This window comes from Xanthomonas sp. NCPPB 1062, assembly GCF_041481705.2.
In the GTDB taxonomy this organism is placed as follows: domain Bacteria; phylum Pseudomonadota; class Gammaproteobacteria; order Xanthomonadales; family Xanthomonadaceae; genus Xanthomonas; species Xanthomonas euvesicatoria.
In genome coordinates this window covers 4,273,764-4,298,231 of record NZ_CM192987.1, presented here as the reverse complement: position 1 = coordinate 4,298,231, position 24,468 = coordinate 4,273,764, and the positions used below count along the sequence as shown (strand labels likewise).

Here is a 24,468-nt window from a genome sequence, read left to right as displayed (position 1 = left end):
GTGCTCAGACGCGATGACGACTGTTCATGTCGTCATCGCGTCTGCCGGTGCGCTGCGTCAGCTACACCGGCTCATGCTGCGGAATCGATCAGGCGTCGTTCTCGACCGCGGCCTTGCTCTTGGGCGTCAGCTTCAGCAGACGTCCGGTGCTGCCACTGGCTTCGTCTTCCAGTAGCCAGAGCGCGCCGTCCGGACCTTGTTCCACTTCGCGGATGCGTGCGCCCATGTCGTAACGCGCCACTTCGCGCGGCTGGTCGCCCAGCGACACCTGCACCAGCGCCATCGACGACAGCCCACCGACGAAGCCATTGCCGCGCCACGCCGGGAACTGCTTGCCGCTGTAGATCACAAAGCCTGCCGGCGAAATCACCGGTGTCCAGCTGATCTTGGGCGCGGCGAACTCCGGGCGCGTGTAGTGGTCGGGGATCGGCGTGCCGTCATAGTTGTCGCCGTTGGAGACGATCGGGTAGCCATAGTTGGCGCCACGCTGGATCAGGTTCAACTCATCGCCGCCGAGCGGGCCCATTTCGTGTTCCCACAGGCGGCCCCTGCTGTCGAAGGCCAGGCCAAGAATATTGCGGTGACCCAACGACCACACCTGCGCAGCAACGCCGCCTTGCGCAACGAACGGGTTGTCGGTCGGTACGCTGCCGTCGTCGTTGAGCCGGATCAGCTTGCCGAGGTTGGCTTTCATGTCCTGGGCAGGAGTGAATTTCTGCCGTTCGCTGGAGCTGATCCACAGTTTGCCATCGGGCCCGAACGCGAGCCGATGCCCGAAGTGGCCATTGCCGGTGACCTTGGGATCCTGGCGCCAGATCACCTTCAGGTCCGACAGCGTGCCGCCGCCGGTTGCATCCAGCGTGAGTTTGGCGCGCGCCACCGCGGCGCCCCGCGTGTCGCCCTCGCCGGGCTCGGCATAACTCACGTAGACCAGCCCGTTCTTGGCGAAGCGCGGATGCGCCAGCACATCGCCGAAACCGCCCTGGCCACCATAAGCAACGGCCGGAATACCGGTAATGGCGCTCTTGCGCTTGGTCTTTAAGTCCAGTCGCATCAAGGCGCCGCGCTTTTCGCTGACCAGCAAGCTGCCATCGGGCAGAAAGGTCATTGCCCACGGTTCGTCGAAATCGGCGACCGTGGTGGCCTGAAATGGCCACTGTGCCTTGGGAATGGAGGCCGCGGGGGCGGCTGCGGGCGCAGCAACTGCAGTGCCGGCAGTAAACAGGGTGGCCGAGCAGGCCAGGGCAAGCACACGACGGACAGACATGGGGTCCTCCTGGGGATGGGCGCGGTACGTTGCAGCCCTCCCGCAACGTGTCCCGCGTCGGGTTTTCAAGTACCTTACACGACGTCGCCGGGGGCACCCTTGTTGCAGATCACTGTCTGCACGACGCCCGCGTCTCACATCGTTGTATGTCGTGCATCGTTTCACCATGGAAAGACGTTTCCATAGCCACGCAAAAAACCTCGCCTGCTTTTATCGCTGCATCCTGGACCGCCTTGTTGCTAGGCAGTGCGGCATATCTGATCGAGTTGTGGAATGCCGAGAGGTTGCTCAACGAAAAGGGTTACTACTTCACGCTGCTACTGTTCGGTTTATTCGCATCGGTATCATTGCAGAAGAGCGTGCGTGACCGTGCCGATGGGATTCCGGTCACTGGCTTGTACTACGCCATTTGCTGGTTTTCGCTGATCGTCGCATTGGTGCTGCTGACCATCGGCCTGATCAATGCCACGCTGTTGCTGAGCGAAAAAGCTTTTATGCCATGGCATATGCTTTGAGCCTGTTCGGTGCGGTTGCGGTGCAGAACAATACCCGCGATGCGATGGAGATCACCGACGCGCCGCGCAGTGCGCGTAGCGTACCGCCAGAACTCGACTGAACCATTGCAGATCGTAAGATGCAACAACGCCACCTTGACGGTGGCGTTGTCGTCTCAGCGCTTATGCGTATCGTCGCCGGTGACGAAATCGGCTGCGTTTTCCCAGGCGCGCTTGACGGCATGTCGCGCCTTGCTCCAACTCAGCGACGAGGTGCCGCGCTTGGCTTCCCAATCGCGATGCAACTCGGCTTCGACCTGATCGTACGCGCGCGCGTTGTCGCGGATACGCGCTTCATGGCCTGCCAGATAAGCACCTTCGTAGTCTTCGTAGCGATCGCCTTCGGTGTAATACGGCTCTTCGGTGAAGCGTTCGCGCCAATACGTCGATACGTTCTGACTGCGGTCTTCGTCCGGTGCCCGGCCCGGAATCTGATACGGCACGTTCATGCCTGTCTCCGTGGTGGATGTGCGGGTTACCCTAGGCCGATCGCCGTTAATTTCATTGCCAGGGCAGGTGAGGAGTACATCAATGCAGCATGCTCAAAGGGCGGCGTCGGCCACGCTTTTCAACGCGCTATCGCTGCAGCGTTGCGTGGCAGATTCTGGTCGATCGCTTCACGTGGTCGCTGAGGCCGCTTCATACGGCAATGGGGTGGCACCTGCCGCCACCATGGCGGCCTCGGCGTCCTGGAGCGCCGGCTGCTCTGCGTCGATGATCACCAGCACGCGCCCGGCCTGGATTTGATCTTCGAACTGACGACGCACCGGATCGGGCACCGTGGCGCCGATCAACGCCGACGACCAACTGCCGACCAGCGCACCAGCCAGTGCCATGACGCCCGCGCCGGCCAAGGTCAGCCCGATCGGCGGTACTGCAATGGCGACCAGGCCAGCCACCAGGCCGGCGGCACCGCCGGTGGCGGCGCCGCGTGCGGCAGCGGGAAGGAAGTCGGTCTTGACGTCCTTACGTTCGTCCGGCACCTCCTGCAGCTCGATATCGGAGCGGGCAATCAACGACAGCGTATCATTGTCGATGCCGGTACTGCGCGCGGCCTGCAGCACGCGCTGGGCGCTGTCGAGATCGACGGTGCTGTAGACATGGCGCAGTTTCATCGCAAGCTCCCATGCAAGTAGAAGCGCAGCGTTGGGTGCGCGCGGTTAGGCGTGCGTGAGCGCTGCGCGAGCATGCCGCGAAATCGCAGGTCATCGCCGGGCGCGCGGCTCACTGCCCGATGGACGGGAACGTGCAGCAAACATGCGTTCGTGCGCGCATGCCGCCTCGAAGGCTGCTCAACCGCAGTTCGTCGTGCCCTCAGCCGCTTTCGACCTGCTTGCGCGGAAACAGATAAAACACCCAGCCGACCAGAAGTGCGACGCCTGCTGCGGCCAGATTCTGCCAACTGGCGCTGGCCAGCAGGCCCAGCGACAGCACCAAGGCGGCAATGGGGATGGCCGGGCCGCCGGGCAGGCGCAACGTGTCGGTGCGCTGCCGGTACCTGCGCGCCAGCACGATCACTGCTGCGGCGGTGCCGATGTAGGCGAACAGGCGGGTGACCATCGACAGCAATGCCAGCTGCGTAAACGATCCCGACAACGCCAATGCAAGCGACAACGCACCCTGCGTCAGCACTGCCGCGGCGGGCGTGTGGAAGCGCGGATGCACGCGTGCGAGAAACGCAGGGCCATAGCCATCGCGCGCAAGCGCAAACAGAAAGCGCGGGCCGAGCATCACGGTGTTGCTGGTGGTGCCGAGGATGGAAATGGTGGCACCCACGGTGAGGATCAGTGCCAACGCTTCGCCACCGAATCGGCTTGCGGCATCTGCCAGCGGCGTCGGCGAGGCCGCAAGGTTGGGCAGGGTGCCTTGCGCCACCACCTGCACGGCGGCGTAGATCAGGGTGACGGTGACGATCATGGTGATCAACGCAAATGGCACATCGCGCCGCGGGTTGCGGTATTCGCCAGCGGCCGCCGGAATGTTTTCGAAACCTGCGTAGGCGAACAGCAGCAGCAAGGCCGCTTCACCGAGATTGCCCAGGTCGCGCAGATCGGGCGCGGTGCCGGCAAAGGCCCACGACCAATCGACATAGAACAGGCCGATCGCCACGAACAGCAACAACGGCACCAGCTTGCCGATGACCAGCGCGATGCCGGTGCGCGCGGCCGACTTCACGCCGATCACGTTGATGGCGGTGAGCAGTCCCAGCGAGCCGACGACGACCAGCAAGCGCGCCCAGGGATCGGTGGAGGCGGTGGGCCAGAACCGCGCCACTGCGTCGGCCAGGCCATTACTCAAGGCAGCGGCCGAGCTGATGCGGGTAAGCCAGATCATCCAGCCAATCTGAAAACCGACGAACGGGCCGAATGCTTCGCGCGTATAGAGATAGCTGCCGCCCGGCGTATCGAAGTAGCTGCCCGCCTGCGCGTAGCACAGCACCAGCAAGGCGACCGCGAGGCCGGCCAGCATCACGGCCCACAGGCTCATCGGCCCGAGCAGCGCGGCGGTTGCGGCAGGCAGCAGGTAGATGCCGCTGCCGATGACATCGTTGATCGACAGGCCGACGATCTGCCATCGGCTGACGACACGGACCAACCCCGTCGCGTCCGGCGCAGGTTGCGGCGTGCTCATGGCGCGTCCTCGGTCAGTGCAGGCAATTGCCATGCAGTGTGCAGGCGTGCGTATTCGGTGCGTGGCAGCAGCACGAACAACGGGCGATCTTCCGGCTTCAGCCAGGCGAGCAGGCGTTGCATGTCGGCCGCCGCCATCGCAGTGCAGCCGGCGGTGAACTGGCCCGGCGTGCGCCACAAGTGCGCGAAGATGCAGCTGCCGCGCCCGGGAATGGCCTTGGGGTTGTGCGCGATCACGAAACCCTCGCTGTAGCGCGCATCGCCTGGGTGGCGCAGATCCAGACGCATCGGCTCGGTCGAGCCGGCGACGGCGGCCTCGCCCACTTGCGCGGCATCGACGATGCGGTTGTACAGCGGCGAGCTGGGCACATCCATGCAGTAGTGGGTGGCGCTCATCGCCTGGTACGGCATCGCGCTGTCGATCTTCGAGGCATAGCCGAACGCCGGGCCGATGGCGAAGACGCCGGCAGGGCTGCGGCCATCGCCTTCGCGCTTCTGCGGGCCTTGCGTCTGCGCCGGATGCAGGCCCTCGCCCCAGGCACTGCCATGCCGCCCGAGCGCGACGGTAAAGCTCCGGGCAGCCGGTTGCCATTTGCCATCCACACGGGTGAAGGTGTGCAGACGCGCCTGGGTGCTGTTCCAGTCCGCGGTGGTCACCACGATCAACGTGCGTGCCTGATTCAACGCATCGACCGGGCTGGCCGCAATGGAGAGACTGCTACAGCTTGTCAGCGCCAACAGCACAAGGGATCGAAACACGGTGGCAAGGCGCATGCAGGCTCCGGGTGTTGGGTCGAGCGGGATGAATCTAGGGGCGACACACGTTGCTGAAGACGGGGGCCACGCTGGTGTCGCGTGATCGCACCGCCTTGTCGTTACTGTACTCAGCAATGCCGCCCGGTGGTGCATATGCGTGCCGCGCAGCAGGCAGGCGCGTCCGTTGCCCGGAATCGGCGAGTAACGCTGGTCATACCAACGTTTCAGCGCGGTCTGCTCCACTTGGGAGCCGTGCGCTGCACCGCGTCCGCCGCTTTCACGCCGGCAACAGCTCCAGCCCACGAATGCGGCGGATGCCCAGTCCCGGCGAATCGTCGATGTGTATCTGCGCCTCGTCGAAATGCGCGCCGCCCTCGGTGGGGTCGAACTGCCCGAGCGCAGGTGCATCCAGATCGGCCAGGGTGATGCTGTCGGCCTTGGCCACCGCCAGATGCACCGCGGCAGCCACGCTGATGCTGGATTCGATCATGCAGCCGATCATGCATGGCAGCCCGTACACCCCGGCGGTGTCGGCGATGCGGATGGCATTGGACAGCCCGCCGGTCTTCATCAGTTTGATGTTGATGATGTCGGCGGCGCGACGCTGAATCAGCTCGATCACCTGCGTGGGCGAGAAGACGCTCTCGTCGGCCATCACCGGCGTGTCGATGCGTGCGGTGACGAAGGCGAGCCCGTCGAGGTCGGCGGCCTTGACCGGCTGCTCCAGCAGCTCCAGCGCGATGCCGCCATCTTCCAGCGTGCGCATGGTGCGCACCGCTTGTTTGGGCGTCCAACCTTGATTGGCATCCAGCCGCAGCGATGCGCGCCCGGCCACTGCCGCATGAATTGCCGTGACGCGTTCGACATCCGACTCGATGTCCTTGCCGACCTTGATCTTCAGTGCGCGATAGCCACGTGCGAGCGCGGCCTGCGCCTGCGCCACCATGGTGTCGATCGCATCGGCACTGATGGTGATGTCGGTGGTGATACGCGGCGTGCCGCCACCGAGTAACCGGTACAGCGGCGCACCAAACGCCTGCGCCCACAGGTCGTACAGTGCGATTTCCACGGCGGCCTTGGCGCTGGTATTGCGTTCGATCGCGTGTTGAACGCGCCCGCATAGCCGGTTGAGATCGGCCACGTCCTGGTCGATCAGCTTGGGGCCGATGCAGTGTTCGATCGCGGCAATGATGCTGCCATGGGTGTCGCCGGTGATGGGCGCGGTGGCGGGCGCGGCGCCGTACCCGATATGGCCGCTGTCGGTCTGCAACAGCACCACCACGTCCTCGATTGCCTGCACCGTGCGCACGGCGGTCTTGAATGGTGTTTTCAAGGGCACGCGCAGCATGCCAAGCCGAAAGCCGGTGATCTTCATAAGGTGGCCGTTGGAAAAACGCGTTGAATGCGGGTGATGTGGTCGATGAATGCAGTGCCATCGCTGGCAAGCAACGGCAGCAACGGGGTGACCGACACACCATTCAAACGCGCGCGCTGCACGCTGCCATCGACGACGCGGTAACTGGCCCCGGCCACATCATGGATCACCCATGGCGTGCCATCTGCATGCCCGATGACCAGCATCACATGGCCTGGAATGTAGATCAGATCGCCAACCTGCAGCTGTGCGAGCCGTTGCAGGCGGTGCGCCAACGGCGCGCCAGCGTCGAACGCAACACCGTGCAACACCGCGCTGCGCGCCTGATCGCCGGTATTGCGAGGCAGCGCGAGACCGAGGCTGCGATAGACATCCAGCACGAAGCCGCTGCAATCGCGCGCATCGTAGTCGTTGCCCCAGCCATAGCGTTCGCCAAGGAATTTGAAGGCCTGCCGGAGCAATGCGGCGTCGGTGGCGGGCAATGCGCCGATGCGCACATCGGCACCGCGCGGCATCAATGCGGGCACCAGCTGCAGACGCCCATCGGCACTGCGCACCGGCAATTGCACCACGTGGGCCGCTAGCGGCAACTGTCCGTTGACTGGCTGCTGCGGCGGCCAGTCGCCGAGCAAGGGCAGGCTGGTGCCCATGTCCAGGGTCAGTGCAGAAATTGCCGGACGTTCGGGTGTGTAGACGGTCTGCCCGCGGGCTGCGGTGACGATCAGGCGCGGGCTGCGCTGTGCGTAATTCAGCACCTCGGTGCGGCTGCCTTCGGCAAGCTGCGTGCTTGCGATCCAGGCAGCGTAGTTGGCGGCGATCACGAACTTCCACGCGCCATCGGCACTGCTGTGCAGGACCGCCACCGGCGTGCCGGGGTATAGCGCCGATTCCTGGAAGCGGTCGATATCGCGGTCGTCGGTACTGGTGAACACACGCTGCGCAGTGGGGAAGGTGCGCAATGCGCCACGTGTGACGACCAGCGCAAAGCGCAGTGGCACCTGTGCGGGTATCGCATCCAATGCCAAGGCCGTGCGCAATGTCGCCAAGCGTGCGGTATCCAGACGCCGCCCGTCTGCGTCGTAGAGCGGACGCGTCGGTATTGCCGATAACGCGTCGATACGCGCTCTCACATCGGCTGCGGGCAGCGTCTGGGGAAGTTGCGCGATGTCATGCATCGATGCATCGTCGCGCAGCAGGCGTGTATTGACGTCGGCAATCTGCGCGGGGTCGATCCGCGGCATCTGCGCGTTGCGGCTGCGCCGGATCCAATACTCTGCGGTGAGCTGTGCATCGCTGACGACAAAGGGCGGTGCTTGCGCGGCCGGCGTGGCAGCAGGCGCTGGTGCGGCGCCGCTGGAACGGGCAAGCGCGATCAGCAGCAACATCAGCAGGTGGCGCGACAATGGCATGCAGGGCTCGGGAGGAAGGCAGCCGCTGGCGCGCTGCGAGGCAAGGCCGATAGTGGCATGCGGCGCAGAGCGTATCCACATGTCCTAACTGCGTGGCGACTCTTGCCGGCAGGGGACGTTTGGGGGCGCGTTGGTGCAGAGCGTGCGGGAAGCCCATGACCCTCCTTGCCGCAGCCGTAGATACGCGAGTGGCCGCTACTGCCGTCTCCGCAACGGCGATGCTTGCCAAGCTGGGAGACACCACCTGCGACTCACCGATGGCAGCGCGTAAGGCACCGCGCTGCCGACGGTCCCATCGGCAGACGGCCGCGCAAGCACGACTCGGCCGATAATGGTGCTGCGCAGGTCGTCCGGCCTTCCCAGGAGTAATCCGTGCTGCCCAGCTTTTCTCTCTCGTCATCGGCCTGGCTGCGTGCAGCCGTTTGCCTGGCCGCGCTGTCGCTGGGCGCCTGTGCCCACGCACCGCAGCGCAATCCGCTGGCGCAGTGGGTGCCATCGCCCAACTACGACACGCGGCGACCGATCCTGATCGTGTTGCATTTCACCGACCAGCAGTCAGTCCGGCAAAGCCTGAGTACCCTGCGCGGCCGCAACAGTGGCGGGCGCGTCAGTGCGCACTACCTGATCGGGGAGGACGGGCAGCGCTACCAATTGGTCAGCGATGGGCAGCGCGCCTGGCACGGCGGGGCCGGTCGCTGGGGCACCATCACCGACATCAATTCGGCCTCGATCGGCATCGAACTGGACAACGACGGTAGCGAGCCGTTCGCGCCGGCGCAGATCGACAGCCTGCTGGTGTTGCTGGACGATCTGTGTCAGCGCCTGCGTATCCCGCGCACGCAGATCGTCGGCCATGAAGACGTGGCCCCGACGCGCAAGAACGACCCCGGACCGTTGTTCCCCTGGAAGCGCCTGGCCGACGCCGGTTTCGGCCGCTGGCCCGCTGCCGACGCGCCCGCTGCCCCAGAAGGTTTCGATCCGTGGCAGGCGCTTGCCCTGATCGGCTACAGCATCGACGATCCGGCCGCCACCCTGCAGGCGTTTCACCACCACTATCGCGGCAACAGCGCCACCACCCTGGATGCCGAAGACCTGCGCATCTTGTCTGCGTTGACCCACCACGCGAGACCTTCCAGCCCGCGACCGGCGCTTGAGCCAACTGAAGGCGACGACCACTAGGCCCGCGGGGATCGCGCCATGCTGTAGCCGGTGGCGAAAGACGCGCGGCTTGATCTACCGCGCAAACGCGGCCTCTTGCAAGGGAACCGAAATGACCGACAACCTGCTGTTCCGGAATGGGCGCTGCTGGCGTCAGTGCTTTGTTCAAGGCGCTTTGCTGATGAGCGCCGTGGCGCCATTTGCGCTGGTCGCCGGCCAGGTGCATATGTCCTCGGCAAGGACCGCGGCAGAGGCCGGCCTTGTGGACGTGCACGCCCTCGCGCCGGATATCGCATTGGACATGCGGTATGCGAGCAGCAACAACTTCACTGGGCGGATGGTACCGGGCTATGACGCGCCGCGGTGTTACCTGTTGCGGCCGGCTGCCGACGCATTGGCGCGAGTAGCGCAGACGCTCAAGGCCGAGGGCTATCGGCTACAGGTGTTCGATTGCTATCGGCCGGTGCGGTCGGTGAAGGCATTCGTCACCTGGGCTGCGGATCTGCAGGATCAATCGACCAAGGCGCAGTACTACCCGCGGGTGGACAAGCGCGCACTGCTGGGCGATTACATTGCGCCCACCTCCGGGCACAGCCGTGGCGCGACGCTGGACCTGGGCTTGCTGGAGTGCCGGCCGGGCGGGTGCCGTGCAGTGGACATGGGCACAGGATTCGACTTCTTCGATGCGCGGGCGCACACCCACGCGCCCGACATCAGCGCAGCGCAACGCGCGCACCGCCAGCGCCTGTTGCAGGCGATGGCGGCCGAAGGATTTTCCAACTATCCGATGGAATGGTGGCATTTCACGTTGCGTCCCGAACCCACGCCCGAGACGGCCTACGATGTTCCGGTAGACTGACAGCGACCAGGCAACACGCTCTTGGTCGCTGATCGATCTGGTCGTGCTCGCGATCGGTTGGCCGCTCGCGAGAGCCGTGGAGGCAGGCAGCGTGTCGACGTCGGCCGCACTTACATGGTCGGGCGCGCGCTCGCCTCATGCAGATCGTGCTGGCATCGGTCACCTCACCGGCACGGCGCAAGCACCAGCGCAGCGCCGGTCGTACACTCCGATGTCCGCCAGCAGCATCGGCCGGGGTCGCCCGCCACGTCCGGTCACTGGCTTCGATAGATCCAAGGAACCGTCATGTCCGACCCGGAACGCTTTGTCGATATCGCGTGCCCGTACTGCGGGGAGTGGATCACGCTGGCGCTGGACCTGACGGGCGGCGATCAGCATTACATCGAAGATTGCCAGGTCTGCTGCAAGCCGATTGCGGTAAGCGTGCGCTGGGACGAAGAAGGCGAAGCGCAGGTGACTGCGCGTGGTCAGGACGACGCCTGAGCCATTGTGCGGGCGGCCGCATCTGGCCCGCCTGTGATTGTGATACGCGACAGTAGCGCGCCCGGTGGCATGCGTATGCCGGCAATCGCCTGTCATCTGCAGGTCGTCACGGCCGCGCCATGGGCCTGGCAGCCTCCGGTTCGTTCAGGGCACCCGCGTTGCAAGGCGCGCGGATCCAGGCGCTGCAGCCGCTAGACTGGTGCGCCTGCTGCCTGGATCGTCACAATGAATCTGCCCCTGCATTTCGGCCTGCTCGGTTCACTGGAGGCCGGGCTGATTGCGCTCGTCCTGGGCGTGGTGGTCTTTGCGGCAGTGGAGCGGGGCGGGCGACGGTTGCAGTTCAACCATGGCCACACGCTGGGCATTGCGTGCCTGCTGGCCGTGGCCATCGGTGCCGGATACGACATCTGGCATCTCGTCTACACCAGCATCGTGCGGCTGGAATCGCCGTTGTATGCGCGCCTGGCGCTGGCCAAGATCCACGACCCCAACGAACTGGGCTCGCGCGTGGTGCTGGAAGTGGCCGGCGCGCTCGCTGGCGTGGTGCTGGGTTGGAAACTGTTCAGTTCCGGGAGCTGGGAAAACGACCCGCCGAGTGCCTGAGCGTGCGGCATAAAGTGCGGGGCAGGTCGCAAAATTCCATGCATTGAATGAGGCGCTTCGGTTTGACTCACTTACGCCTAACAGGCGCTTAGCCGCAAATATTCAGGCGGTGGTTAAAAGCCTGTTTTGCGCGAAATTGCGCCGGGTTGGGCGTTCATTTGCGATGGTTAGGGTGGTGCCATGTGCGGCGACACCCGCGCATTCCCAAGCATAAGGAGACCACCCCAATGAAGAATCGCAACCGCACCTCGCTGCTCGCCGCTACCGCCGCTCTTGCTGCCGCCCTGGCGCTGCCGGCGATGGCGCAAAGCACTTCTCAGGACGCAGCGGCGCAATCGGGCAGTTCGGCCACCTCCGCACAATCGAGCGGTGCAAGCTCCGGTGGCGGCCAGACCTGGGCCAGCGTGGACACCGACAGCGATGGCGCCATCAGCAAGCAGGAAGCGCAGGTCAACGCCGGCCTCGCGCAGATCTTCGATCAGGCCGACGGCAACACCGATGGCAAGCTGACCCCGGATGAGTACAAGGCCTTCGTCGCCAAGCAGCAGGGTGGCGGTGCCACCGGTTCGCAGGGCAACTAAGCCACGTTCAACATAGCGCTGGTTTGAGGAAGTAAGGCAAGCAATGCGCCGGCACAGAGTCCCGTCGGCGCTCAGCGACCAGCTTGACCTGCACCAGCAACAGGATGGAAACGCGGGAGCGATCTGCCAGGGTCGCTCCCGTTTTGTTGACGTCTGCCGCGTTAGGGTGAGCCGTTCCGTGTCGAGCGCTCATCGATCATGTCGCACTTACGTCTTGCCCTTCTGCTCGGGTTGGCGAATCCCGTGCTTGCGCTCGCCGCACCGCCGGTGTTGCCGCCCGCCACCCCGACGACGTCGGTGCCGGCAACCGCTGGCAGCACCACACCGGCGATGTCGCCGTTGCCGATCGATCCGCCGGCTCCGGCCACCACGCCCCTGCTGCCGACGGCACCCGGGCCCGCCAAGTCCACGAGCGGTGCCGAGGCGTCCGCTGCCGCCGCCGGCAGCCTGGCACCGCGCAGTTTCCGTAGCCTGGATACAGACGCCGACGGATCGCTGACGCTGGCCGAAGCAAGCGCCGACCCGGTGTTGCGCGAAAACTTCGCCAGCTTCGACAGCAATGGCGACGGGCGTCTGTCGCGCGAGGAATTCGCCAGCTATCAGCCTGGCCCGGGCGATGCTGCAGGCGATTGAGCACGGCGCCATACCGGTGCGCTGCTAAACTTGCCCGATGAGCTCACTTGCACAGCGCGACGGCCAGGCGATCCAACTGGTCGGCTTCGACGGCGACGATACCCTCTGGAAAAGCGAGGACTATTACCGCACTGCCGAAGCGGATTTCGAAGCGGTCCTGGCCGGGTACCTGGATCTGGGCGACAGCCGCATGCAGCAGCATTTGCTGGCGGTGGAGCGGCGCAACCTCAAGGTCTTCGGGTATGGCGCCAAGGGCATGACGCTGTCGATGATCGAAACCGCGATCGAACTGACCCAGGCGCGCATTGCCGCGCACGATATCCAGCGCATCGTCGAGATCGGCCGCGCCACGCTGCAGCATCCGGTGGAAGTGATTGCCGGGGTGCGCGAGGCAGTCAGTGCGATTGCCGCCGAGTACCAAGTGGTGCTGATCACCAAGGGCGACCTGTTTCACCAGGAGCAGAAGATCGAGCAATCTGGCTTGGCCGATCTGTTCCCGCGGGTGGAAGTGGTGTCCGAAAAGGATCCCCGGACTTATGCGCGCGTGCTCGGCGAATTCGGTTTGCCGGCGCAGCAGTTTGCAATGATCGGCAATTCGCTGCGTTCGGATGTGGAACCGGTACTGGCCATCGGTGGTTGGGGCATCTACACCCCGTACGCGGTGACCTGGGCGCACGAACAAGAGCACGGGGTCGCGGCCGACGAACCGCGCATGCGCGAAGTGCCCGACGCCGCCGGCTGGCCGGCAGCGGTGCAGGCGCTGGATGCGTTGGCGCGGCGGCAGGGCTAAGCTGGGGTGGGGCGCCGTTGTTGCGGCTATGCTGATTTGGTAAGTTGATGCATCAACGCGCGGGCGCCTCACACGCCTAACGACAGGATGTTTACGGCTGTGCATGCGTGCGCGGCCGGAGCTTGGAGGGAGTGCCGATGACCATGGTGTCCGTTGCCCAGCGCGCCGGTTTGGCCTTGTTGCTCGGGCTGCTAGCGAGCGCCGCACCGCTGGCTGCCGCTGAGCTGGAAGAGGAAATCATCAACCCGAGCGAAGTCACCTTTCGCGACGGGCAGCCTTACTACTACGACGACGGCGGCGATTACGTACGCCTGCAAACGCGCCGTGTGGGCGGTGAGCTGGTGTATTTCCGTAAGGTGCGCTTCGATCGCGAGCAGGGCTATGTGGATGCGCACGGCGAGAGTGTCGCCAGGTTGCAGGCTCGACCGAGCGAGCGCGATCGCAGCGACGGGTTTGTCGGCGCCGGGTACGACGACCGGTATGTGGGCGATGGCGGATATCGGGCCGGTGGTGGCCCACTTCGCCTTGGTGCCTCGCGCAACCGCCCCTACGGCCAGATGTATTATGGCAATGGTCTGTATGGTCCGGATCCGTACAGCAGTCCGCACAATCGCGACGCACGCCAGCGTTACATCGGCCCCGGCTACATCGGTTCCTGCGATCTGAGCGGTTGCCGCGAGGTTCACCAGTTCGGGTTTTACGAGCTGCGCTAGGAGTCAGGGCGCGGCCCACGCCATCCATTGGACGTACCGTGTCATTGCCGCGCAGATCGCCGTGGCCGATCTTTCGCCGGACCTTGGACTGCGCGCCGCGGCTGACGACCACTGCAATGGCTGGTTGAAATCAGTGCGCACGGGGCCGCTGCGGCCGACGCGCTGATCTATGCCCGATAGTGCACCTGGGGCACTGCGCTGCGCTTCCTCGCCAGGCGTGGGCCGTTGATACGCGGGTGTGCCAGGCGCCCAGCGGCGGCGCTTGACCCGGCGCCCGCCTGACAGCACCGCACGCATGCGGCATCATCGCTGCATGCCTGTCACCCGCTCATCCGTGTTGCGCTCCGTGCCATTGCTGGTGGCCTCGCTGTGGCCGGCGCTGTGCGCAGCGCAGGCCTCGCCGGCATCGGCGACCGCAGCTGCAACGGAAGAAGCGGCGCCAGCGGTGACGCCAGGCACCGGCGACGCCTGGGTGGATCAGCATCTGGCCGATATGGGCAGTTATGCGCAGCGCTATCCGGCCAGCTTCATCGACGAGGTGGCGCGCTATACCGGCACGCCGCGCGCGTATGTGCAGGCGCTGCTGCAGGTGCACGGCTGGCATGCCGGGGACATCTATTTCGCGTGCTTCTGGGCGCAGACCGTGCAGCTGTCGTGCCGGGACACGATACGCGCTTACAGCCGCGACCATCGCGATGGCTGGGAGGGTGTGGTCACGCGGCTGTCGGTGGCACCGGACAACCTGCACATGCGCGCACTGCGGCATGCCATCGTGGCCAGCTACGACCGCTGGGAACGTCCGATCACCCTGGACGCATTGCTGCGGCGCCAGCTCGGCGATCATGCGCAGCGCCTGGAAGCGGCGCGCCAGGCGAGCGAAGCGGCCGAAGCGGCGGTGCAGGCCGGGCTCTGACGCGGTCGCTGCGTCGTCGCGCCATGCACTTGCCGGCATGGCGCGGCTGTCTGCGCAACAACACGTCGCCTGCGATGCTGCCGTGCCGCTGGTCGACCCAGGCCGCGGTCGGCGAGAATGCGCTACCGCTGGCGTTCGGCCGGCACCTGCCCAAGACCAGCCCATGCGCGATACCGCCTTTGTCTCTCCCGATCAGATCCGCAGCTGGTTCGCCCAGGCGATGTCGGACATGTATCGCACCGAGGTGCCGTTGTATGGCGACCTGATGTCGCTGGTGGCGCAGGTCAACGCGCAGACGCTGCAAGCCAATCCGGCGCTGGCGCAACGGCTGCAGCGCAACGACGAGCGCGCGCGGCTGGATCTGGAACGGCACGGCGCCATCCGCGTCGGCACGGCGGCCGAACTGGCGACCTTGCGTCGGTTGTTCGCAGTGATGGGCATGCAGCCGGTGGGCTATTACGACCTGTCGGTGGCCGGCGTGCCGGTGCATTCCACCGCATTCCGCCCGATCGACGAGGCGGCGCTGTCGGCAAATCCGTTTCGCGTGTTCACCTCGCTGCTGCGGCTGGAACTGATCGAAGACGCCGCCCTGCGCGCACAGGCCGAGCAGATCCTGCAGCAGCGGCAGATCTTTACCGCCGGCGCCTTGCAGTTGATCGAGCGCTACGAACAGCAGGGCGGGCTGGATGCCGATCAGGCACGGCAGTTCGTGGCCCAAGCGCTGGAAACCTTCCGCTGGCATGGCGATGCCACGGTGTCGTTGCCGACCTATCGCGCGCTGAGCCAGGCGCATAAGTTGATTGCCGATGTGGTGAGCTTCCACGGCCCGCACATCAATCACCTCACGCCACGCACGCTGGATATCGATGCCGCGCAGGAACAGATGCAGCGCGCCGGTATCGATGCCAAGGCGGTGATCGAGGGGCCGCCGCGTCGACGCGTACCGATCCTGTTGCGGCAGACCAGTTTCAAGGCGCTGGAAGAGCCGGTGCGTTTTGTCGGCGATGGCGGGCAACCGGAACACGGCACGCATACCGCACGCTTCGGCGAGATCGAGCAGCGCGGCCTTGCCCTCACGCCAAAGGGTCGCGCGCTGTACGACGCGCTGCTGGCGCAGGCGCGCGATGCCGATGGCGCCGGCAGCACCGGAACCGATTACGCCACCCGGCTGCAGACCGCCTTCGTGGCCTTCCCCGACGACGAGGCGTTGCTGCGGCAGGAAGGGCTGGGCTATTTCCGCTATGCGCTCACCGATGCCGGCCGCGCCGACCCCGCGCAGGTGGCCGCCATGCCGGCAGAAACCGCGATCGCGCTCGGCCTGGTCAGTGCCGACCCGATCATTTACGAAGATTTTTTGCCGGTCAGCGCGGCCGGCATCTTCCAATCCAACCTCGGTGGTGACGAGCAACGCGCCTATGCCGCCCATTCGAGCAAGCGCAGTTTCGAGCAGGCGCTCGGTGCGCAGGTGCACGACGAATTCGCGCTGTATGCGCAGCTGGAGCGGGAGTCCTTGCAGGGGTTGCTTGCGTAGCATCGCGGCATGCCGCATGCCGCATGCGTCGGCGGTATCAAGCCGGGCTCAGCGCATGCGTCCGTGCTTGCTTTGCGCAGGTGTCCTCGCCCCACGGCATGGGTCCACACGCAGACGAGCGCCTGCGTGTTTTCCGGTTGCTTCGCTGCCGGGCCGGGTGGGTCAGTCGAGGCGAAACCTCAATGCGCCGGGGTGGCCGGGCGACGCGCTGCCGCGCGTTCTGCACGGCGTGCGCGCGCACGGGCGCGACGCGCCTTCCAGCGCTCGCTCAGGCACGAGAAGATCACGTACAGCGCCGGGGTGCTGAGCAGGGTCAGGCTCTGCGAGAACACCAGCCCGCCGATCATCGCGATGCCCAGCGGACGACGCAGCTCCGAGCCTTCACCCAGGCCCACCGCCAGCGGCACGGCGGCCAGGATCGCCACCATCGTGGTCATCATGATCGGGCGGAAGCGCACGATCGAGGCCTCGCGTGCGGCTGCGCGCGCATCCATGCCGTGCACGCGCTGCGCCACCAGCGCGAAGTCGATCATCATGATGGCGTTCTTCTTGACGATGCCGATCAGCAGCACCAGCGCAATCATCGAGATGACCGACAATTCGGTGTTGGTGATGAACAACGCCAGCAGCGCGCCCACGCCGGCGGCCGGCAAGGTGGACAGGATGGTCACCGGATGGATCAGGCTCTCGTAGAGCATGCCCAGCACGATGTAGACCGTGAGGACCGCGGCCAGCAGCAGGATGCCCATCGAATTGGGACTGAGCTGCACGTTGAAGCTGTCATCGCCACTGAGGCGGATGCCGTCGGGCATGCGCAGGCCCTCCACGGTGGATTTGATGATCAGATCCGCCTCGCCCGTGCTGACGCCCGGCGCCAGGTTGTAGCTCAGATCCATCGTGGTGTACTGGTTTTCGTGGATGATCTGCGGCGGCGCCAGGCCCGGTACCTGGGTGGCGACCGCGGTGATCGGCACCATCTGGCCGGCACGGTTGGGCACGAAGATCTGATCCAGCGCCTTGGGGGTGGCCGTCTGCGACGGCAATGCATTGACCACCACGCTGTACTGATTGAGGTCGGAATAGATGGTGGAAATGGAGCGCTGGCCGAACGCGCCATACAGCGCACCATCGATGGCGCCCACCGAGATGCCCAGGCGCGCCGCCTTGGCACGGTCGATCACGATGTTCTGGCGCAGGCCGGCGGTATCCACGTCGGTACCGACATCGCGCAGGTGCGGGTTCTTTTTCAGCGCGGCCTGCAGTTTGGGAAGCCATTCCTGCAGTTGCGCCAGGTCGTTGCCCTGCAGCGACACGCGGTATTGCGCGCCCTGGCTGGTGCCGCCGCCGCCGTCGCTGGGCAGGTCCTGGATCGCACGCAGGCGCAGGTCCAGGTCCGGGTAACGGTCGGCCTTGGCGCTCAGGCGCGCGACCACTTCGGCGGTGGTGTCGCGACGGCCCTCATCGCGCTTTTTGAGCTCGATATTGAACGATGCGCTGGAGCCCTGACGGCCGGAGCCCAGGCGTGCGCCGACGGTTTTCACCGCCGGGTCTGCCATCAGCATGTCGGTGATGCGGCGCTGGCGGCTGACCATATCGGCGAAGGACACCGTGGCGCTGGAATTGGCGCGGCCCCAGATCAGGCCGGTGTCCTGCGCGGGAAACGAGCCCTTCTTGACCGCACTGCCCAGGAAGAGGGTGGCGGCAATCAGCAACAACGGCGTCAACGACAGCAGGAGTGCATGGCGCAGCGAGAAATCCAGCGCCACCGTGTACACGCGCAGCATGCGTTCGTGCATGCGGTCCAGCCAGGCGCCGAAACGGCCGGGTTTTTCAGGCTCGGTGTGCGGCGACAGGAAACGGCTGCACAGCGCCGGCGTCAAGGTCAGCGACACCAGCATCGACACCACGATCGCCGCCACCAACGTCACGGTGAACTCGCGGAAGAACGCACCGATCATGCCGCTGGCGAACAGCATCGGGATGAACACCGCCACCAGCGAGGCGGTGATCGACACGATGGTGAACCCGATCTCGCGCGCACCGGCCAACGCCGCGTCCAGGCGCGACATGCCTTCGTCCAGATGCCGCATGACGTTTTCGATCACCACGATCGCATCGTCGACGACAAAGCCAATCGCAATGACCAACGCCAGCAGGCTGAGGTTATTCAAGGTGAAGCCGAGCACGTACATCACCAGCGCCGAGCCGGCCAGCGACAGCGGCACGGTGACTGCGGCGATTAGGGTGGGCGCCAGCCGGCGCAGGAACAGCGCCATGGTCAGGATCACCATCGCCAGGCTGATCATCAGCGTGGCCTGCACCTCGTGCAGCGAGGCGCGAATGGTGGGCGTGCGGTCGAAATAGGGCGTGAGCGTGGTGCCGGGCTGCAGATAGCTGCGCAGTTCGGGAATCTGCGCCTTCACCTGGTCGACGGTTTCGACGATGTTGGCGCCGGCGCGGGTGAAGGCGTACATCACCACCGCCGGTTTGCCGTCGAACCAGGCGGCTTGATAGGCGTCCTGCTGGCCGTCGTAAACGGTGGCCACATCGCCCAGCCGCACGATGCGTCCGTTGGACTGGGTGGAGATGGCCAGCTGCGCAAAATCGGCGGCCTTGGACACCGAATCGTTGGAGATGATGGCCATGGTGGTGTTGCCGTCGGACAGGAATCCGGTCGGCGAGGTCACATTGGCCGCGCGCACCGCATTGCGCAGATCGTCCGGGGTCAGGCCCAGCGCATTGAGTGCGCGCAGGTCCACGTCCACGCGGACTGCCGGGGTGGACGCACCGGCGATGTCCACCGAGCTGATGCCGGTGATCTGGCGCAGCCGCTGCGCCAGCAGCGAATCGGCCACGTTGTAGAGCTCATCGGCCGATTGCGTCTCCGAGGTCAACGCGATGGCGATCACCGGGTCGTCGTTCGGGTTGGCCTTGGAGTACATCGGCGTCCCGAGCCCGGAAGGCAGGTCCGATTGCGATGCGTTGATGGCGGTCTGGATGTCCTGCGCGGCCGAATCGATGTTGCGGCTGCTCTGGAACACCAGCACGACCAGGCTGCTGCTCTCCGAACTGGACGAGCGCATGCGGTCGATCCCGGGCAATTGGCCCAGGTGACGTTCCAGCGGCGCGGTGACGGTGGAGGCCATGGTGCTGGCGTCGGCACCGGATTGGGTGGCGTGCACGAAGATGATCGGAATCTGGATGTTCGGCAGCGCCGCCACGCCCAGCCGCAGGTAGCACATCAATCCGATCACGAACAAACCGATCGCCAGCAGCGAGGTGCCGATCGGGCGCTTGATGAAGGGCGCGGAGATGTTCATCGGGTGACTGCCGGGAATCGGGATTCGGGATTCGGGAATCGGTAAAGGCAACAGCCAGCGCGGCCTCCACGCGTGCGTGCGCGCAGGCGATGCCGTGGGCAGGCAGAGCGATCAGCGAAGACGTCAGCAGTCGTCATGCCGATCGCTCCGAGGTAGATGCCGGGGTTGCGCCGTCATGGCGCGCTGCGCGGCGCGCGCGCCAGGCGCGCAGCCGCTCGCCGGCGCGTTCCATGTACAGGTAGATCACCGGGGTGGTGTACAGCGTGACCAGCTGCGACAGCAGCAGCCCGCCGACGATCGCGATGCCCAGCGGGCGGCGCAGTTCCGAACCGATGCCGGTGCCCAGCGCCAGCGGCAACGCGCCCAGCATGGCGGCAGCGGTGGTCATCATGATCGGGCGGAAGCGCAGCAGGCAGGCGCGCCGGATCGCATCGTGCGCGCTCACCCCTTCGCGGCGTGCGTCGATGGCGAAGTCGATCATCATGATGGCGTTCTTCTTGACGATGCCGATCAGCAGCACGATGCCGACGATACCGTCCACCGACAGGCTCAGCCCGCACAGCATCAGCGCCAGCAACGCACCGACACCGGCCGGCGGCAGCGTGGAGATGATGGTCAACGGGTGGATATAGCTTTCGTACAACACGCCCAGCACGATGTAGATCACCACGATCGAGGCCAGCAGCAGCCACACGATATCGGTCTGGCTGCCGGTGAATTCGGCGGCCTTGCCGACGAACTGCGCATGCACCTGGGTCGGAATCTTGAGTTCTTCGCGCGCCTTCTCGATTGCCGCCACCGCCTGCGACAACGAATGCCCCGGCGCCAGGTTGAACGAGATGGTGACGGCCGGCAGCTGCTGCTGGTGGCTCACCACCAACGGTGTATTGGTGACCTTGGCTTCGGCCAGCGCGGCCAGCGGAATGATGCTGCCGGCACCGACCACGATGCCGGTGTTCTGCGCGCCCACGCCGGTGGCGGTGGACGAGTTGGACGAGGTGACCTGGCCGAAGCTGGTGGCGTTGGTGCCGGTGAGCGCGCCGCTGCCGTTGCTGGCCACGGCCAGCTGGTTCATCAGGGCGGTGCTGGTGCGGAATTCCGGCGCCACTTCCAGTACGACGCGGTACTGGTTGAGCTCGGTGAAGATGGTGGAGATCTGGCGCTGGCCGAAGGAGTCGTACAGCGTGTCGTCGATGGTCTGCATCGGCACGCCGAGCATGCTGGCCTTGTCGCGGTCGATGCTCAGTTCCAGCGCACGTCCCTGGTTGGCCAAGTTGTTGTCCACATCCGCCAGCTCGGGCAGCTTGCGCATTGCCTCGGTCATGCGCCCGGCCCAGGTGGCCAGCTCGCTGCTGTCCACGTCCGAGATCGAATACTGGTATTCGGTGGCGGCCACCCGCGTGTCCAGGGTGACGTCCTGCACCGGCTTGAGGAACAAGGCCACGCCCGGAATGCCGGCCACGGCGTTCTGCAGCCGCGGCAGCACCTCGTCCAGGCCCTCGCGGTCGCCGCGCGTCTTCAGCACGATCGACAGCTGGCCCTGGTTGAGCGTGGGGTTCATGGTGCCGGCGCCGATGAAGGCTGCCACGCCGGTCACCGCCGGGTCCTTGCGCAACGCGGCGGCCACCGCCTGGGTGCGTTGCTCCATCTGCGGGAACGCCACGTTCTGGTCGGCCTGCACCACCCCGGTGATCAGGCCGGTGTCCTGCTCGGGCAGCAAACCCTTGGGAATGGCCACATACAGCACCACCGTCAACGCCACCGCAGCGATCGCCACGCCCAGGGTCAGCGGTTGATGGGCAAGCACCCAGTCCAGGCTGCGCTCATAGGCGCCCACGGTGCGCGTCCACAGATTGGTCTTGCCGGCGGCGGTTGCGCGCTCGTGCGCGTCTTCGCCTTCGGGCAAGGCATCGGGCTTGAGCAGGTAGGCGCACATCATCGGCGTCAGCGTCAGCGACACCAGCATCGAGATGACCACCGCGATCGACAGCACCCAGGCAAACTCGTGGAATAACCGCCCGGTGACGCCCGGCATCAGCAGCAGCGGCAGGAACACCGCCACCAGCGACACGGTCAGCGACAACACGGTGAAGCCGATCTGCCTGGCGCCGATTTCGGCCGCTTCCGGCCCGCTCTTGCCCTGTTCGATGTAGCGCACGATGTTTTCGATCATCACGATCGCATCGTCGACCACGAACCCGGTGGCCACCACCAGCGCCATCAACGAGAGGTTGTCCAGCGACATGCCGGCGAAGGCCATCACCCCGAAGGTGCCTGCCAGCGACAACGGCACCGCCACCGAGGGAATGATGGTGGCCCACAACCGGCGCAGGAACACGAAGATCACCGCCACCACCAGGGCGATGGTCAGCACCAGGGTGAACTTCACCTCATGCACCGAGGCGCGGATGGTTTCGGTGCGGTCGGAAAACACCTCCAGATGCACATCGGCCGGCAACACCGATCGCAGTTGCGGCAGGATGTTGCGGATCTGCTCCACCGTCTGCACGATGTTGGCGCCGGGCTGGCGGCGGATCTCCAGCAGCACCGCCTGTTTGCCGTCGGCCCAGGCGGCCAGCTGATCGTTCTCCACCCCATCGACCACGTTGGCCACGTCGGCAAGCCGCACCGGGCGGCCGTCCTTGTAGCTGACGATGGTCTCGCGGTACTGCGCCGCGTCGGTGAGCTGGTCGTTGGTGCCGATGCTGTAGGACTGGGTCTTGCCGTTGAGCGAGCCCTTGGGCGCACTGACGTTGGTCTGGGTCAGCGCGCTGCGCAGCGACTCCATGGTCAGGCCCATGTTCGACAGCTGCGCCGGGTTGACCTGGATGCGCACCGCAGGGCGCACGTTGCCGGCGATCGACACCAGGCCCACGCCGGGCACCTGCGACAGGCGCTGGGCCAGGATCGCATCCGCATAGCGGTTGACCTCGCGCAGCGGCAGCGAATCGGAGGTGAGCTTGAGCGTGAGAATGGCCGCATCGGCCGGATTGACCCGGTTATAGACCGGTTGGTACGGCAGCGAAGAGGGCAGGGTGGCCTGGCGGATCGCCGCCTGTACGTCCTGCGAGGCGATATCGATATCGCGCTCCATCGAGAACTGCAGAATGATCGTGGACAGGCCCGCCGACGAATCGGAGGTCATCATCTGCAGGCCGGAAATCTGCCCGAACTGGCGCTCCAGCGGCGTGGTCACCAGCGAGGCCATGGTGGTCGCATTGGCGCCGGGGTACTGGGTGGTGACGACCAGGCTGGGCGCGTCGATTTCCGGCAATGCCGAGACCGGCAATTGACGGTAGCCCAGGATGCCCAGCAGCAGGACGCCGGCCATCAACAACGAAGTGGCGATCGGGCGGCGGATGAAAATGGTCGAAAAGCCCACGGGGGGTGTCCTTGCTGAAGACGTCAAGCGAAGCCGGCGCATGCAGCGCCGGCGCACATCGGCGACGGAGGTTCCGCCGCCGGTGATCGAGGATTAGCGCGGACCGCCGCCACGACGGCCGCCTGGGCCACCACCACGGCTCTGTTTGTCCTTCGCGGCCTTGAGTTCGGCCTCGGTCGGTTCCGGCGGCGTCTCGCCCGGCTTGAGCGCGCTGACCTTGCTGCCCGGTTTCAGGCGGAACTGGCCTTCGGTCACCACGCGCTCGCCGGGCTTGAGGCCCTTGGTGATCTGCACATGGCTGTCGTCCACCTCCACGCCCTGCACCACGGTGCGCATCTGTGCGGTGTTGTCGCTGCCCACCACGTACACGTAATCGCCGTCGGGGCCGCGCTGCACCGACTGGGACGGCACCACGGTGCCGCCGGCGATGGTGCGCAGCTGCAGGCGCACATTGACGAACTGGCCCGGCCACAGCGCGTTGTCGGTGTTGTTGAAGATCGCGCGTGCGCCGAACGTGCCGCTGTCGGCGGAGATGCGGTTGTCGATCACATCCAGCTTGCCGTCGCTGCTGATCACATGCGCATCGCCACGATCCAATGCCGCCACGGCCAGTGGCGCCGCCGTCTGACCGGTACGCACTGCCTGCAACTCACGCTCGGGCAGGTTGAAAGACACGTAGATCGGGCGGATCTGGGTCAGGGTGACGATCGTGGAGCTGCTGGTGACGATGTTGCCCACGTCCACGCCACGGATGCCAGCGATGCCGTCGATCGGCGCAGTGACGCGAGTGAACTGCAATTGCACCTGCGCCGAGCGCATCTGCGCATCGTTGGCCGCAACCGCGGCCTCGTATTGGGCAACCTGGTTGCGTTGGGTATCCAGGTCCGTGCGCGAGACGTACTGCTTGTAGGCCGGGTCGTTGGAACGCTGGTAATTCACCCGCGAGGTCGCCAGCAGCGCCTGGTTCTGGCGTTTGGCCGCCAGCGCCTGGTCGTAGCTGGCCTGCAGCGTGCGCGGATCGATCTGCGCGAGCAGATCGCCTTTCTTCACTTCCTGGCCTTCCTTGAAGTTCAGGCTCATCAGCTGGCCGCCCACCTGCGGGCTGACGGTGACCGTATTGAGCGCGGTGACCGTACCCAGCGCGCTGGCATAGACCGGAACATCCTGCGTGGTGGCCGCCACCACCGTCACCGGTACCGGGCCGCTGTTGTCCGGGTCATTGCCGTCCGGTGCGCCCGCGCGCTTGCCGTGATTGCCCCCACCCATCATCCGCATTGCGACGAACACCACGACAAGCACCGCGACAACCAGCAGTGTGATCTTCCAAAAACGCGACATGCGACAACTCCTGAGGGCGGGCCGGGCGCGTGGATGCGACCGTGGGGGCGGCGGTGCAAAGCATATCGTTGCGCTCTGCCAATTGAGCGTTACTGAAGTAACGGCTCGGCTGGCGAAATGACCGCAACGGTCACAGGTGCACTGCAGCGGCAACGCGCCACGGCTGCCGCGGT

Annotated in this window: 20 protein-coding genes and 1 pseudogene; 11 read left to right on the top strand and 10 right to left on the bottom strand. The window is 65.6% G+C overall.

Translation table 11 applies throughout. The features are described 5' to 3' along the window. Positions 1-88: 88 nt before the first annotated feature. On the bottom strand, positions 89-1,267 hold the full coding sequence (locus tag ACCQ16_RS18460) for a PQQ-dependent sugar dehydrogenase (RefSeq protein WP_372380072.1): 1,179 nt from the start codon (positions 1,265-1,267) through the stop codon (positions 89-91). A gap of 182 nt (positions 1,268-1,449) precedes the next feature. Here ACCQ16_RS18460 and yiaA point away from each other — a divergent pair. Next, a pseudogene (yiaA, locus tag ACCQ16_RS18455) lies at positions 1,450-1,883 on the top strand (inner membrane protein YiaA). A 54-nt stretch (positions 1,884-1,937) separates the two neighbouring features. Here yiaA and ACCQ16_RS18450 read toward each other — a convergent pair. The 6 genes from ACCQ16_RS18450 to ACCQ16_RS18425 all read right to left on the bottom strand — a co-directional run bounded on the left by ACCQ16_RS18450 (position 1,938) and on the right by ACCQ16_RS18425 (position 7,991). Beyond that, a complete protein-coding gene (locus ACCQ16_RS18450; RefSeq protein WP_003484585.1) occupies positions 1,938-2,270 on the bottom strand; it encodes a hypothetical protein in 333 nt (110 codons plus the stop codon). 168 nt (positions 2,271-2,438) lie between these two features. Then, positions 2,439-2,936: a hypothetical protein gene (locus tag ACCQ16_RS18445; RefSeq protein ID WP_372380071.1), complete on the bottom strand. Its 498-nt coding sequence runs from the start codon at positions 2,934-2,936 to the stop codon at positions 2,439-2,441. A 199-nt stretch (positions 2,937-3,135) separates the two neighbouring features. Beyond that, entirely contained in the window at positions 3,136-4,452 is a 1,317-nt protein-coding gene (locus ACCQ16_RS18440; RefSeq protein ID WP_014091259.1) for an APC family permease, read from the bottom strand. Next, positions 4,449-5,225 carry a L,D-transpeptidase family protein gene (locus tag ACCQ16_RS18435; RefSeq protein ID WP_218502695.1) on the bottom strand — a complete coding sequence of 259 codons (777 nt, stop codon included), beginning with the start codon at positions 5,223-5,225 and terminating at the stop codon, positions 4,449-4,451. The genes ACCQ16_RS18440 and ACCQ16_RS18435 overlap by 4 nt, the downstream gene beginning before the upstream one ends. Before the next feature lie 259 nt (positions 5,226-5,484). After that, positions 5,485-6,582, bottom strand: a complete 1,098-nt coding sequence (locus ACCQ16_RS18430; protein WP_372167025.1) for a dipeptide epimerase — start codon at positions 6,580-6,582, stop codon at positions 5,485-5,487. Continuing rightward, entirely contained in the window at positions 6,579-7,991 is a 1,413-nt protein-coding gene (locus tag ACCQ16_RS18425) for a C40 family peptidase (RefSeq protein WP_372380070.1), read from the bottom strand. The genes ACCQ16_RS18430 and ACCQ16_RS18425 overlap by 4 nt, the downstream gene beginning before the upstream one ends. A gap of 372 nt (positions 7,992-8,363) precedes the next feature. Between ACCQ16_RS18425 and ACCQ16_RS18420 the strand changes: the two genes are divergently transcribed. The 10 genes from ACCQ16_RS18420 to hglS all read left to right on the top strand — a co-directional run bounded on the left by ACCQ16_RS18420 (position 8,364) and on the right by hglS (position 16,255). Then, positions 8,364-9,170 carry an N-acetylmuramoyl-L-alanine amidase gene (locus ACCQ16_RS18420; protein WP_011348821.1) on the top strand — a complete coding sequence of 269 codons (807 nt, stop codon included), beginning with the start codon at positions 8,364-8,366 and terminating at the stop codon, positions 9,168-9,170. A gap of 91 nt (positions 9,171-9,261) precedes the next feature. Beyond that, positions 9,262-10,008, top strand: coding sequence for a M15 family metallopeptidase (locus tag ACCQ16_RS18415; RefSeq protein WP_031425132.1), 747 nt, complete (start codon positions 9,262-9,264; stop codon positions 10,006-10,008). Between the two features lie 285 nt (positions 10,009-10,293). Next, positions 10,294-10,491, top strand: coding sequence for a CPXCG motif-containing cysteine-rich protein (locus ACCQ16_RS18410; protein WP_008577403.1), 198 nt, complete (start codon positions 10,294-10,296; stop codon positions 10,489-10,491). A 225-nt stretch (positions 10,492-10,716) separates the two neighbouring features. After that, positions 10,717-11,094 carry a hypothetical protein gene (locus ACCQ16_RS18405; protein ID WP_031425131.1) on the top strand — a complete coding sequence of 126 codons (378 nt, stop codon included), beginning with the start codon at positions 10,717-10,719 and terminating at the stop codon, positions 11,092-11,094. 227 nt (positions 11,095-11,321) lie between these two features. After that, the gene (locus ACCQ16_RS18400) at positions 11,322-11,675 is read left to right on the top strand and encodes an EF-hand domain-containing protein (protein WP_005911460.1); all 354 of its coding nucleotides are present in this window, start codon (positions 11,322-11,324) and stop codon (positions 11,673-11,675) included. A 231-nt stretch (positions 11,676-11,906) separates the two neighbouring features. Beyond that, a complete protein-coding gene (locus tag ACCQ16_RS18395; RefSeq protein ID WP_029820509.1) occupies positions 11,907-12,308 on the top strand; it encodes an EF-hand domain-containing protein in 402 nt (133 codons plus the stop codon). Between the two features lie 37 nt (positions 12,309-12,345). Beyond that, complete coding sequence (locus tag ACCQ16_RS18390) at positions 12,346-13,098, top strand: HAD family hydrolase (RefSeq protein WP_071117254.1); 753 nt, start codon at positions 12,346-12,348, stop codon at positions 13,096-13,098. 137 nt (positions 13,099-13,235) lie between these two features. Continuing rightward, positions 13,236-13,811, top strand: coding sequence for a hypothetical protein (locus tag ACCQ16_RS18385; protein ID WP_127166317.1), 576 nt, complete (start codon positions 13,236-13,238; stop codon positions 13,809-13,811). A 295-nt stretch (positions 13,812-14,106) separates the two neighbouring features. Next, complete coding sequence (locus tag ACCQ16_RS18380) at positions 14,107-14,724, top strand: hypothetical protein (RefSeq protein ID WP_277573238.1); 618 nt, start codon at positions 14,107-14,109, stop codon at positions 14,722-14,724. 163 nt (positions 14,725-14,887) lie between these two features. After that, a complete protein-coding gene (gene hglS, locus ACCQ16_RS18375) occupies positions 14,888-16,255 on the top strand; it encodes a 2-oxoadipate dioxygenase/decarboxylase HglS (RefSeq protein ID WP_372380069.1) in 1,368 nt (455 codons plus the stop codon). A gap of 179 nt (positions 16,256-16,434) precedes the next feature. Here the strand turns inward: hglS and ACCQ16_RS18370 are convergent, their stop codons facing one another. The 3 genes from ACCQ16_RS18370 to ACCQ16_RS18360 form a co-directional block, all read right to left on the bottom strand. Then, positions 16,435-19,575 (bottom strand): efflux RND transporter permease subunit, encoded by a 3,141-nt coding sequence (locus tag ACCQ16_RS18370; RefSeq protein ID WP_277573237.1) that lies wholly within the window; start codon positions 19,573-19,575, stop codon positions 16,435-16,437. Between the two features lie 133 nt (positions 19,576-19,708). Continuing rightward, positions 19,709-22,957: an efflux RND transporter permease subunit gene (locus ACCQ16_RS18365; RefSeq protein ID WP_277573236.1), complete on the bottom strand. Its 3,249-nt coding sequence runs from the start codon at positions 22,955-22,957 to the stop codon at positions 19,709-19,711. A 93-nt stretch (positions 22,958-23,050) separates the two neighbouring features. Beyond that, on the bottom strand, positions 23,051-24,295 hold the full coding sequence (locus tag ACCQ16_RS18360; protein WP_008577384.1) for an efflux RND transporter periplasmic adaptor subunit: 1,245 nt from the start codon (positions 24,293-24,295) through the stop codon (positions 23,051-23,053). Positions 24,296-24,468 lie beyond the last annotated feature (173 nt).